This window comes from Streptomyces sp. NPDC001980, from assembly GCF_040296885.1.
In the GTDB taxonomy this organism is placed as follows: Bacteria; Actinomycetota; Actinomycetes; order Streptomycetales; family Streptomycetaceae; genus Streptomyces.
Map to the genome: position 1 here is coordinate 37,638 of NZ_JBEOYD010000037.1, position 11,901 is coordinate 49,538.

General features: G+C 72.2%; 11 protein-coding genes. 4 read left to right on the forward strand and 7 right to left on the reverse strand.

Features of this window, described 5'->3' with window-relative positions; all coding sequences use genetic code 11:
• Positions 1-116 precede the first annotated feature (116 nt).
• Entirely contained in the window at positions 117-632 is a 516-nt protein-coding gene (locus tag ABT137_RS39095; protein ID WP_351716332.1) for a transglycosylase SLT domain-containing protein, read from the reverse strand.
• A 393-nt stretch (positions 633-1,025) separates the two neighbouring features.
• On the opposite strand from ABT137_RS39095, the gene ABT137_RS39100 reads away from it, so the two are divergent.
• Together ABT137_RS39100 and ABT137_RS39105 are read left to right on the forward strand one after the other, a co-directional pair.
• Positions 1,026-1,754: a response regulator transcription factor gene (locus ABT137_RS39100; RefSeq protein WP_351716334.1), complete on the forward strand. Its 729-nt coding sequence runs from the start codon at positions 1,026-1,028 to the stop codon at positions 1,752-1,754.
• Positions 1,751-3,238: a sensor histidine kinase gene (locus ABT137_RS39105; protein ID WP_351716336.1), complete on the forward strand. Its 1,488-nt coding sequence runs from the start codon at positions 1,751-1,753 to the stop codon at positions 3,236-3,238. Before ABT137_RS39100 ends, ABT137_RS39105 begins: the two co-directional genes overlap by 4 nt.
• Before the next feature lie 2 nt (positions 3,239-3,240).
• Here the strand turns inward: ABT137_RS39105 and ABT137_RS39110 are convergent, their stop codons facing one another.
• Genes ABT137_RS39110 through ABT137_RS39125 form a run of 4 tightly spaced genes read right to left on the reverse strand, consistent with a single transcriptional unit; the run spans position 3,241 to position 8,759 of the window.
• Entirely contained in the window at positions 3,241-5,625 is a 2,385-nt protein-coding gene (locus ABT137_RS39110) for a bifunctional salicylyl-CoA 5-hydroxylase/oxidoreductase (protein ID WP_351716338.1), read from the reverse strand.
• On the reverse strand, positions 5,622-7,310 hold the full coding sequence (locus ABT137_RS39115; protein ID WP_502984649.1) for an AMP-binding protein: 1,689 nt from the start codon (positions 7,308-7,310) through the stop codon (positions 5,622-5,624). Before ABT137_RS39115 ends, ABT137_RS39110 begins: the two co-directional genes overlap by 4 nt.
• Before the next feature lie 43 nt (positions 7,311-7,353).
• Positions 7,354-8,280: an acyl-CoA thioesterase gene (locus ABT137_RS39120; RefSeq protein WP_351716342.1), complete on the reverse strand. Its 927-nt coding sequence runs from the start codon at positions 8,278-8,280 to the stop codon at positions 7,354-7,356.
• A complete protein-coding gene (locus ABT137_RS39125; protein WP_351716344.1) occupies positions 8,277-8,759 on the reverse strand; it encodes a cupin domain-containing protein in 483 nt (160 codons plus the stop codon). The genes ABT137_RS39120 and ABT137_RS39125 overlap by 4 nt, the downstream gene beginning before the upstream one ends.
• Positions 8,760-8,899: 140 nt before the next feature.
• Between ABT137_RS39125 and ABT137_RS39130 the strand changes: the two genes are divergently transcribed.
• Positions 8,900-9,313, forward strand: coding sequence for a RidA family protein (locus ABT137_RS39130; protein ID WP_351716346.1), 414 nt, complete (start codon positions 8,900-8,902; stop codon positions 9,311-9,313).
• A 23-nt stretch (positions 9,314-9,336) separates the two neighbouring features.
• On the opposite strand, the gene ABT137_RS39135 is transcribed toward ABT137_RS39130, so the two are convergent.
• Entirely contained in the window at positions 9,337-10,191 is an 855-nt protein-coding gene (locus ABT137_RS39135) for a PaaX family transcriptional regulator (protein ID WP_351716348.1), read from the reverse strand.
• Positions 10,192-10,480: 289 nt separating this feature from the next.
• Between ABT137_RS39135 and ABT137_RS39140 the strand changes: the two genes are divergently transcribed.
• Complete coding sequence (locus tag ABT137_RS39140) at positions 10,481-11,086, forward strand: GOLPH3/VPS74 family protein (RefSeq protein WP_351716350.1); 606 nt, start codon at positions 10,481-10,483, stop codon at positions 11,084-11,086.
• Positions 11,087-11,188: 102 nt separating this feature from the next.
• On the opposite strand, the gene ABT137_RS39145 is transcribed toward ABT137_RS39140, so the two are convergent.
• On the reverse strand, positions 11,189-11,875 hold the full coding sequence (locus ABT137_RS39145) for a hypothetical protein (protein ID WP_351716352.1): 687 nt from the start codon (positions 11,873-11,875) through the stop codon (positions 11,189-11,191).
• Positions 11,876-11,901 lie beyond the last annotated feature (26 nt).

The following is an 11,901-nucleotide window of genomic DNA, read 5'->3' on the forward strand; positions in this document are numbered from 1 at the left end:
GGCGGACCGACTGACCGGCGCGCTCCACTACCGCGTTCCGGTCCCGGCCGGTCCGGTGGACGAGGGGTGCGTGGACACCCTCGTCGACACGTTCCCGCTACGGCACGACAGCCGGGTCAGTACGCGGAGTTGACGTTGTCGATCGAGCCGTACCGGTGGGCGGCGTAGTTGGCGGCGGCGGTGATGTTGGCCACCGGGTCGGTGACGCTGTGGGCCGTGCCGGCCACGTGGTACGCGTTGAAGGTGGGGTCGATGACCTGGAGCAGACCCTTGGAGGGGGTGCCCTTCTGGGCGTTGACGTCCCAGTTGTTCTGGGCGCCCGGGTTGCCGCCGGACTCGCGCATGATGTTGCGCTTGAGGCCCTCGTAGCTGCCCGGGATGCCCTTGGACTTCATGATCTGCAGGGACTGCTTGATCCAGCCGTCCAGGTTGTTGGCGGAGCCGGAGGTGGTGCGGCTGCTGTGGCCGGAGGAGGCCGTGACCGCGGTCGAGGTGTGCGCCTGCGTCATCTCGGCAGCCTGTGCGTTCGCCGGCATCAGGGTGAGGGCGGCGGCCGCGGCACCGGTCGTGACGAGGCCGGTGAGGCCGAGGGTGCGCAGGCGGGCGATGCGGGTGCGGTTGATCGTGGTCATGTGAAAGCAACTCTCCGGTGGGGGACGGCGTCGGCGCCGGCCGCGGTGGGCGGCGGCGGTGGGCGGAGCCCGTACTACCGGCGGGAGTGGGCGGGCCCGGCGGGGATCCGCTCGGCCCGTCGCCCGTCTCCCGGCGACGACAGCAATGGTTAGCGGCAGCCGGAGCGGGTGGCAATGATGTGACGTACTACCCCACTTAGGAACCAATGACCGAAATGACCGTTTATATATGCCTTGCAGGCAGTTCAGGGCGTTCCGTTCCTACGACCCTGGATAGGATGTGATCTGGCTCCTATGGGGGGTGTCACGCATCCGGGGCCCATTCGGGGGTCCGCGGCACGAGGTCGGCGACCTCCACAGGTCATCTACAGGCCGCCGCGAGAGCATCCGCCCATGCCTGACATCCCCACCCCGGCACCGGGCGCGATCCGGGTGCTGATCGTCGACGACGAGCCCGAGCTGACCGAACTGCTCTCGGTCGCCGTCAGCGCGGCGGGCTGGCAGCCGTACGTGGCGCGCAACGGGTACGGCGCGCTGCGCACCGCCCGCGCCTGCGGACCGCACGCCGTCGTGCTGGACGGCATGCTGCCCGACCTGGACGGGATCCAGGTGCTGCGCCGGCTGCGGTACGAGAACGCCAGGCTGCCCGTGCTGATGCTGACCGCCAGGGACGCCGTGGAGCACCGGCTCGACGGGCTCGCCACCGGCGCCGACGACTACGTGACCAAGCCCTTCTCCCTGGAGGAGGTGATACTCCGGCTGCGCGCGCTGCTGCGCCGCTCCGGGGCCGGCGAGGCCGCCGCGGCGGAGGAGGGGGTACGGGTCCTCGGCGACCTGGTGGTGGGTGAGCGGACCCGCGAGGTGTGCCGGGGCGGCACACCGATCTCGCTCACCGCCAAGGAGTTCGACCTGCTGCTGTTCCTGATGGACCACCCCCGCCAGGTGCTCGGCAAGACGCAGATCCTCGACCACGTGTGGAACAGCTCGTTCGACGGGGGCGGGAACCTGGTGGAGGTGTACGTCTACGGTCTGCGCGCGAAGATCGACAAGGAGCGCCGGCCGATGATCCACACCGTGCGCGGCGCCGGGTACGTCATCAGACCGGCGGACGACGAGGGATGAGGGCTGTCGGGCGGGCCCTGACCCGGCTGCGCGGGCGCTCGCTGCGGGTCCGGATGGTCCTCGTCCACTCCCTCACCCTGGCCGCCGTGTGCACGGCGATGGCCGTGGCGACCGTACTCGTCCAGCGCTATTACCTGATCCGGGACCTGGACCAGCGGGTCACCGACGCCGCCGAGCACAGTCAAGGCGGCCGGGAGCACGCCCCGCCCGGCGCGAGCCTCGGCTTCCTCAACGAGCGCGGCCAGCACACCGGCACCCTGGCCGCGCTCATGACCGGCGAGCAGATCGCCACGGCAGAGGTGGTGACCGACGAAGGGCCGCGCTCCCTGACCGCGGCCCAGTGCGCCGCCCTGAGTGGCATCCCCGCGGACGGGACCCTGCACACCCGGACGATTCCGGGCCTGGGCACCTACCGGCTGACGGCCGTCACCGAGGGCGGCACCGCCATGCTGGCCGGGCTGCCCGTGGACGGCGTGCAGCACATGATCGACTCCCTGGTCGTGATCGAGGCCTGCATCGCCGGGGTCGGCCTGGTGCTGGCGGGTTCCGTGTCGGCCGTGGTGGTCCGGCGCCAGCTGCGCCCGCTGCGCAGGGTCGCCGCCACCGCCGTCGAGGTCTCGCGCGCACCGCTCGACCGGGGCGAGGTGAGCGGGCTCACCCGGGTGCCGGCGCCGGACACCGATCCGGGCACCGAGGCCGGTCAGGTCGGCGTCGCGCTGAACCGGCTGATCGACCACGTGGAGTGGTCCCTGTCCGAACGCCAGCGTGCCGAGGAGCACATGCGGCGCTTCCTCGCCGACGCCGGCCACGAGCTGCGCACCCCGCTCGCCTCGATCGCCGGGTACGCCGAGCTGATGCTCATGGGCGTGGACACCCGGAAGATCGAACCGGAGCTGGCCTGGCGCCGGGTCTCCGACCAGTCGGCGCGGATGACGGGACTGGTCGAGGACCTGCTGCTGCTCGCCCGTCTTGAGGAGGGCAGGCCGCTGGAGGCCGTGGAGGTGAACCTGGCGACCCTGGTCGGGGACGCGGTGTGGGACGCCCGGGCGGCGGGGGCGGGCCATCACTGGCAGCTGGTGCTGTGCCTCGACACGCCCGCCACGGTGACCGGTGACCCGTCCCGGCTGCACCAGGTGGTCGCCAACCTGCTGGCCAACGCCCGGACGCACACCCCCGCCGGGACGCGGATCACCGTCACGGTGGAGGTGGCGGACGGGCGCTGCGCGATCCGCGTGCACGACGACGGCCCGGGCATCCCGGGCGACCTCCTGCCGACCGTCTTCGACCGCTTCACCCGGGGCGACGCCTCCCGCTCCCGCGCCCCCGGCACCGCGGGCGGGGCGGGTCTCGGGCTGGCCATCGCGGCCGCGATCACCCAGGCGCACGGCGGCCGCATCGCGGTGGACAGCGCGCCCGGCGACACCCGGTTCACCGTCACCCTGCCGCTCGCCGCGGCGAGGAGCCGGGCCACGAGCACCGCCTGACGTCAGCGCACCGCCGGCAGTTCCTCCCCCGCGGGCTTCCACCGCAGATGGACGCTCTCCCCCGCCTGCCCGGCCCGCAGCAGCGACAGGCGGGGGCGGACCGCGTCGGTGCGCGCGGTGGGCGGCTTGCGGCGGCCGGCCCGGAACTGCACGGGCCACTCGGCGGCCGCGCCCGCGTACTCCTGCTCGGCGGCCGCGTGCAGGGTCCAGTGCGGGTCGTACAGGTGCGTACGGCCGAGGGCGCAGAGGTCGGCGCGGCCGGCGAGGAGGATGGAGTTCACGTCGTCGTAGGAGGCGATGGCGCCGACGGCGATGACGGCCGCTCCGGTGGCGGCGGCGACCTCGTGCCGGATGCGGTCGGCGAAGGGGGTCTGGTAGGAGCGGCCGTAGGCGGGCTTCTCGTCCTTGGTGACCTGGCCGGTGGAGACGTCGATGGCGTCGGCGCCGTGGGCGACGAAGGCGCGGGCGATCTCGACGGCGTCGTGCTCGGTGTTGCCGTCCGGCATCCAGTCGGTGGCGGAGATCCGCACGATCACGGGGCGGCCGGCGGGCCAGACGCCGCGGACGGCGTCGAAGACCTCCAGCGGGAAGCGGAGCCGGTTCTCCAGCGATCCGCCGTACTCGTCCGTCCGGTGGTTGGCGATCGGGGAGAGGAACGAGGAGAGCAGGTAGCCGTGGGCGCAGTGGAGTTCGAGGAGGTCGAAGCCGGCGTCCGCGCCGCGCCGTGCGGCCGCCGTGAACTCGTCCCTGATCCGGTCCAGGTCGGCGCGGGTGAGTTCGCGCGGGGTGGATGAGCCGGGGCCGTAGGGCAGTGGGGAGGGGCCGACGGTCTCCCAGTTGCCGTCCGGGAGCGGTTCGTCCATGCCCTCCCACATCAGGCGGGTCGAACCCTTGCGGCCGGAGTGGCCGAGCTGGAGGCCGATGCGGGCGGTGCTGTTCGTGTGCACGAAGTCCACGACCCGGGTCCAGGAGCCGCGTTGTGCGTCGTTCCACAGGCCGGTGCAGCCGGGGGTGATCCGGCCCTCGGGCGAGACGCAGACCATCTCGGTCATCACCAGGCCCGCCCCGCCCATGGCCTTCGAGCCGAGGTGGACGAGGTGGAAGTCGCCCGGGACCCCGTCGACGGCGGAGTACATGTCCATCGGGGAGACGATCACCCGGTTCTTCAGCTCCAGTTGGCCGATGCGGAACGGCTGGAACATGGCGGGGGCCCGGCCGTCCAGCCCCTGTGCCGCGGCGAAGGCGGTGTCCACCCGGTCGGCGAACTCGGCGTCCCTGGTGCGCAGGTTGTCGTAGGTGATGCGGCGGGAGCGGGTGAGGAGGTTGAAGCAGAACTGGGTGGGTTCCTGGCGGGCGTACATGCCGATGTTCTCGAACCACTCCAGCGAGGCCTGCGCGGCCCGCTGGGTGGACTCCACCACCGGCCGCCGTTCGCTCTCGTAGGCGCTCAAGGCGCTTTCTGCGTCCGGGTGTTCGTGCAGGCAGGCGGCGAGGGCGAGGGCGTCCTCCATGGCCAGTTTGGTGCCGGAGCCGATGGAGAAGTGGGCGGTGTGGGCGGCGTCGCCGATCAGGACCAGGTTCTCGTGGTGCCACCGCTCGTTGCGCACGGTGGTGAAGTTCAGCCACTTGGAGTTGTTCGCGAACACCCGGTGCCCGTCGAGTTCGGCGGCGAACAGCTCACGGACCCGGGACACGGCCTGCTCGTCGGAGGCGCCCGGCGCGAACACCGTGTCCTCGGTGGCGTCGAAGCCTGCCCGGCGCCAGACGTCCTCGTGCATCTCCACGATGAAGGTCGAGCCGGCGTCGGAGTAGGGGTAGCCGTGCACCTGCACGACCCCCCACTCCGTCTCCTTGACGAAGAACTGGAAGGCCTCGAAGACCCGGTCCGTGCCCAGCCACATGTACTTGCTGTGCCGCCGGTCCAGCGAGGGGCCGAAGGCGTCGGCATGGGCGGTGCGCACGGCGGAGTTGACGCCGTCCGCGCCGACGACGAGGTCGTACGAGGCGCGCAGCTCCGCCACCTCGGGCGCGAGGGTGGAGAAGTGCAGGGTGACGCCCAGTTCGCGGCAGCGCTCCTGGAGGAGGCGCAGGAGTTCCTTGCGGCTCATGGCGGCGAAACCCTGGCCGCCGACGGTGTGGCTCTCGCCCCGGTAGTGGATGTCGATGTCCGTCCAGCGGGCGAAGCGGCGGGCCATGGCCTCGGCGAAGACGGTGTCGGCGTTCTCGATGCCGCCGAGCGTCTCGTCGGAGAAGACCACGCCGAAGCCGAACGTGTCGTCGGGGGCGTTGCGTTCCCACACGGTGACCTCGTGGGCGGGGTCCAGCTGCTTCATCAATGCCGCGAGGTAGAGCCCGCCCGGGCCACCGCCGATGATCGCGATTTTCACCGGAGTTCCTCTCCCTGCTCGGCGACCGGCTCGACGGCCTGCTCTTGTTCGACGGCCTGCTCTTGTTCGACGATCCTGCGGAGGGCGAACCGCTGGAGCTTCCCGCTGGTGTTGCGCGGCAGGGTGTCGCGGAAGCGCACGTCCCGCGGGTACTTGTAGGGCGCCAGGACCTGCTTGACGTGGTCCTGGATCTCCTTGGCCTTCGCCGCGTCCCCGGTGACGCCCTCGCGCAGCACGACGAAGGCGCAGACGACCGAGCCGCGCTCCGGGTCGGGCCGGGCCACGACCGCCGACTCGACGACGTCCGGGTGGGTGTCGACGGCGGCCTCCACCTCGGGACCGCCGATGTTGTACCCGGAGGAGACGATCATGTTGTCGCTGCGGGCGTGGTAGTGGAAGTAGCCGTCCTCGTCGCGGTGGAAGATGTCGCCGGTGACGTTCCAGCCGTTGACGACATAGTCCTGCTGCCGCTCGTCGTCGAGATAGCGGCAGCCCACCGGACCGATGACGCCGAGCCGCCCCGGCTCCCCCGGGCCGAGTTCCTCGCCGTCGAGGCCGAGGATCGTGGCCCGGTAGCCGGGCACCGGACGGCCGGTGGCACCGGGCCTGATGCCGTCGCCGGCGGCCGAGATGAAGATGTGCAGCAGCTCGGTCGCGCCGATGCCGTCGATGACCTTCAGCCCGATGCGGTCGCGCAGCTCCTCCCAGGTGGTGAGCGGTATGTGCTCACCCGCCGACACCCCGGTCCGCAGACCGCCCAGTTGGCGCTCCCTGCCGTCGCGCACGATCGCCTTGTAGGCGGTGGGCGCGGTGGCGAGGACGGTCACGCCGTGCTTCTCGACGAGGTCGGCGAGCTGGGGCGGCGTCGCCGACTCCGTGAGCAGGGCGCAGGCGCCGGCCCGCAGCGGGAAGACGACGAGCATGCCGAGGCCGAAGGTGAAGGCGAACGGCGCGGTGCAGGCGACCAGGTCGTCCGGCCGCAGCCGCAGGATGTGCCGTCCGAAGGTGTTGTCGATGGACAGGATGTCCCGGTGGAAGTGCATGGTGATCTTGGGGACGCCGGTGCTGCCCGAGGTCGGGCCGAGGAGCGCCACGTCGTCGGCGGCGGTGTCGACGTTCGTGAACTCGCCGGTTTTCCCGGCGCACCGGGCCACCAGGTCGTCGTCGCCGGTCCCGCCGTACGCGACCACCGTCAGGCCGGGCAGTGCGGTGCGGAGCTCGTCGGTGAAGCGGTGGTCCACGAGGGCGAGCGCGGGCCGGGTGCGTTCGGCGATCGGGACGATCTCCCGGGCGCGCAGCGCGGCCATCGTGGTGACCACCACCCCGCCTGCCTTCAGGACACCGAGCCAGCAGGCCACCGTCCAGGGGGTGTTGGGCGCGCGCAGCAGGACACGCTGGCCCGGCACCAGGCCCAGGTCCGCGGTGAGCACCTGGGCGACCTGGTTGGCGCGGGTGCGCAGTTCGCCGTACGTCCACAGCTCACCGGCCGGGGTGCGCAGGGCGGGGCGGTCGGGGCCGTACCGCTCGACGGCCGCGTCGATGAGTTCGCCGGCCGCGTTGAGGCGGGCCGGGTAGGCCAGTTCGGGGGTGGTGAACTCGATGGTGGGCCACTGTCCGGCGGGCGGCAGGTGGTCCCTGGCGAAGGTGTCCAGGTGCGAGGTGGGTGAGAGCGGAAGAGCCAACACGGGGTTCCTTCCGGGAGCCCGCCGGTGGTGTGCGGCGGGCGGCTCAGGCGGGGCGGATCATGCCCTCCTGGACCACGGTGGCCAGGTGGCGGTGGTCGTGGGTGAAGAAGCGGCCGCTGCCCAGTCCGCGGCCGGCGTCGGCGGCCACCGCTTCCTGGGCGTAGAGCAGCCAGTCGCCGACCGGTGCGGGGCGGTGGAACCACATGGCGTGGTCGAGGCTGGCGGTGACCAGGCCGGGGTCGGCCCAGGCGAGGCCGAGGACGCGCAGGACGGGTTCGAGGATGGTGTAGTCGCAGACGTAGGCGAGCGCGGCGAGGTCGCGCTGGGCGTCGGTGAGTCCCTCGACGGGGCGGAGCGCGTCGAACGGCCGTACCCAGACGGCCTGGTGGGGCAGTCGTGCGCCGTCGACGGTGAGGTAGACGGGACCGGGCACGTGGCGCATGTCGAAGCCGCGGCCGCCGCTCCAGTAGGCCTTGGATTCCGTGGTCATGGTGCCGCCGGTGCGCTCGGCGAGGTACGCGGCCGAACCGGGCAGCGTCTCGGGGCCGGGAACATCCTCGGCGAACTCGGTGTGGAAGGACGAACCCGGCTCCCCCGCCGCGAAGTTGGCGAGGCAGACGTACAGCACCTTGCCGTTCTGGTAGCCGCGCACCTGGCGGGTGCTGTATCCGCGCCCGTCGCGCAGTACCTCGACCTCGTAGCGGACCTCGCCGCCGATGTCGGCCGGGCGCAGGAAGTAGCTGTGCATCGAGTGCAGGGTCTTGCCGTCGGTCACCGAGCGCATCGCCGCGGCGGCGGCCTGGGCGACGAGGTCGCCGCCGTAGGCCTTGGGCCAGGGGCAGGGCTGGGTGGTGGCGGTGAAGGCGAGGTCGAAGTGCTCGGGCGGGGCGGGCTTGAGGGTGAGGGCCGCGGTGACGATCGCGGAGGTCGGGGCGGTCTCGCCGGACGGGCCGGTCGGCGCGCCGGTCATCGGTTCAGCCAGTCGCGCAGCTCGGTGTCGGCCACGTCGGGCAGGTTCACCACGATGTTCTCCGGGGTCCGGGTGGTCATCCACACCAGTGGCCTGGTGCGGGAGAGATTGCACTCGACGTGCGGCATGAAGGGCGGCACGAAGACCCAGTCGCCCTCCTCCATGTCGAGGTAGTCCTCGAACTTCTCGCCGAAGTAGATCCGGGCCCGCCCTGACAGGACGTAGCCGCCGGTCTCGGCCTCGCCGTGGTGGTGGGAGACCGAGCGGTAGCCGGGCTCGTTGCTGACCTTGCCGTACCACAGGCGGCGCGCCGGGGTGTGCCGGGCGCTGACGCCCGACACGCGGACGGCGCCGCCCGAGTCGGCGGTGTTGACGTCCTCCTGGCCGGCCCGGGTCACGACCGGTGCGACGATGCCGCTGGGCAGCCGGTACATCGCGTTGTCGCCCTCAAGCCGGTACTTGCCGAGGTCAGGCTCCATGGAATCGACTCCGTTTCCGTGGGCTCGCCGGGGTCCGGAACCGGACCGCGCGCTCTATCTCGTATTTTTCACGGTCGTCATTTATTGTCAATACGACCGGCCGTGCGGCCGGCGCCGGACACCACCGAACCGGAGGCCTGATGACTCCCGTCGCCGTGAACCCGCCCGCCCTGCCCGCCCCGAGCGGTTACTCGCACGGAACACTCGCCGGGAACACGCTCCACCTGGGCGGCCAGACCGCGCTCGACGCCGACATGAAGATCGTTCCCGGTGGCATCGTCGAGCAGTTCCGCCAGGCGTTCGGCAACGTGCTGACCACGCTGCGGGCGGCCGGAGGCGAGCCGGAGGACCTGGTGAGCGTGACGATCTACCTCACCGACATCCCCGACTACCAGGCCCACGGCAAGGAGATCGGCAGGGTCTGGCGGGAACTGGCGGGGCCGGTGTATCCGGCGATGGCGGGCATCGGCTGCACCGCGCTCTGGCAGCCGGAGGCGCTGATCGAGATCCTCGGCGTGGCGGTGATCCCGGAGGAACGGCTGGTCAGGCCATAGATCCTGGGCCGGTGCAGGGTGCCCTAACGGGTGGGTATGACCGCCAGGGCGTGTGCGCGGGCGGGCTCCCGGAGGGTCTTGTCGAGCTCCTCGAAGAGCGCGCCGGCGGTTTCGCCCATCCAGCCCGGTGGCAGCAGGGACAGCGGCAGTCCGGGGTCGCGGTACGGAAGGCGGCGCCACTCGGTGAGCATCGGCAGATAGATCCCGAACGCCTCCCGGGCCGGGATCTCGCCCGCCGCGGCACGCTCGCGCACCGGCCGGTACCGCTCCAGGAAGTCCGCGTAGAGCGCGGAGAGCTCGTCGAGGTCCCACCACTCGCGGACCTTCGCCGACAGATCGCCGAAGGCGAAGTGGTCGCCGGTGAAGATGTCCACGTACGGCGTCAGCCCGAGGCGCTGCAGAGTGCGGCGGGTCTCGTCGGCCAGGATGCCGGGCGCCACCCACACGCCGGGGGCCGCGGTACCGAAGCCCAGGCGGGTCAGGGCGGTGCGCAGGGCGTGGCGCTTGTCGCGCTCGGACTCCGGCACGGAGAACACGACGACGAGCCAGCCGTCGCCGTCCGCGGCCCGGTTCCGTTCGAAGATGCGCACGTCGCCGTCCTCGAGCACCTCCAGCGTGCCCGCGGAGACGGCGTATCCGGCGGCACCCTCGTGGTGCTCACCGCGCAGCACCCCGCGCCGCTTCAGCCGGGAGACCGCCGAGCGTACGGCCTGCCCCTCCACGCCGAGGTCGGCCATCAGGCGTATCACGGAGGCGACGGAGAGCCAGTTGTGCTCGCCGCGCGCGTACAGCGCGAAGAGCGTGATGATCAGCGGGCCCAGCCGGCTGTCCCGGCCGCCCGCGCCGACGGCGGACGACGGCTCGACGTGCGCTGTCATGCCCACCCACCTCCGGCCGAAGTCACCCTTCTGATCGCGCAGCAGCCTATCGCGCGTCCGGGAGCCGCATCGGCGGTGCGGATCGCTGCCGCGGGGCCCGGCGCGCTCAGGTCGTACTGCGGGTGGCCTGTCGACAGCACAGGGTGGTGCTACGGCACGGGCGGCGGCGTCCGACCGGGCATCGTATTCATCGGCGCCGTCGTTGTCCCTGACACCTCTCGACACCTCTGATACCTCTAGTGCTTCAGATACCTCTGGTGCCTTCGCCGCCTCTGTTGGGGAGTCCGTCATGACCACACCCCGGGACCTGTTCCTCGTCACCGTGTACGACGCCGCCGCGCGGCCCGTCGAGCAGGGTGACCTCTCGCTGGCGCTCGCGGGGGCCGAACTGGTCGATCTCGTCGACGCCGGGGCGGTCACGCTCGACGACGAGCTCATCGTGCCCGCACCGGCCGGCGGAACGGAGGACCGGCTCCTCGACGAGGCGGTGGCGGCGCTGCGGCGGGAGGCGCCGTACGAGTCGGTCGAGGACTGGCTGTGGCGGCGGGGGCGGGGCCTGGGCGCCGTCTATCTGGACGCCCTGGAGGCGGACGGGACCGTCGCCCGGCAGCGGCGGCGCTGGCTGCCGCTGCCGACCGGTCGGACGGAGGCCGCCGACTCGCCCGAGCGCGCGCGGGCGCACGAGCGCTGGGCGTCGGGCGAGCCGGTGCTCGCCGCCCTCGCGGCCGCGGTGGGGATCCGGGACGAGGCGGCCAAGGACCTCGCGAGTGCGGTCTCGGACGCGATCGTGACGGTGGTGGCCGCCGTGGACGACGCCGTGACGGAACTGGCCGCCGTACGCCAGCGGAGGGAGATCGAGGACGCGGCGTTCGACAACGTCTGGCGCGGCCTGTGACGGTCGCTGCCGTGCGGCGCCGCCCGGATCGCCCGTGAGCACCGCCGTCGCACGGCGGTCTCACCCACGCGGCCTACCGCCGTGCCGACACCGTTCCGCCCGTCACTGAGTCGCCTTCTCCCCGGTCGGCCCGACCGCGAACCACTTGCCGTCGAGCCCCTGGCCGTTCAGGTCCCCCGGCTTGCTGTCGCCCGAGAAGCGGTAGACGGGCCAGCCGCCGACGGTGATCTGGACCTGGCCGTCCGGGCGGCGGATGGCCCCGACCTCCTTCGGGTTCACGCCCGCCAGGTAGACGTTGCCGCCCTCCTGAATGGTCACGGGCGGCCACTTCACCGCGCAGGCACCGGTGCAGGACGACTTCGACGGATCGGCGGTGTCGTCGTCGAAGCGGTACAGCGCCGCCTGGTTGATGTTGATGAGGTGCGCGGCGGACAGCGGCGCCGAGGTCACCGCGGACAACTGCACCCACTTGGGCGGCGCTTCCTGCACGGCCGCTCCGACCACGGTCCCGCCGGTGCCGCTGAGGCCGGCGTCCTGCGCGGTGGAGTCGACCACCTGAAGCGCCGAGTTGCCCGAGCCCTGGGCCGGTGTCGTGGCGGTGGAGGACGCGGCGGCGGAGGGGGACGGCGACGGGGCGGCCGAGGTCGCCGGGGACGAGCTGTCGCCGATGGTGATCGTCTTGCCGCAGGCCGTGAGGCTCGCCGCCGCGCAGAGGGCGAGAGCGGATGCGACGACGGCACGGCGTGCGGCACCGCCGCGGTACGGCGGCCTGGTGAGGAGCGAGGTCATGCCTGCTACACGAGACAGGCACCGGC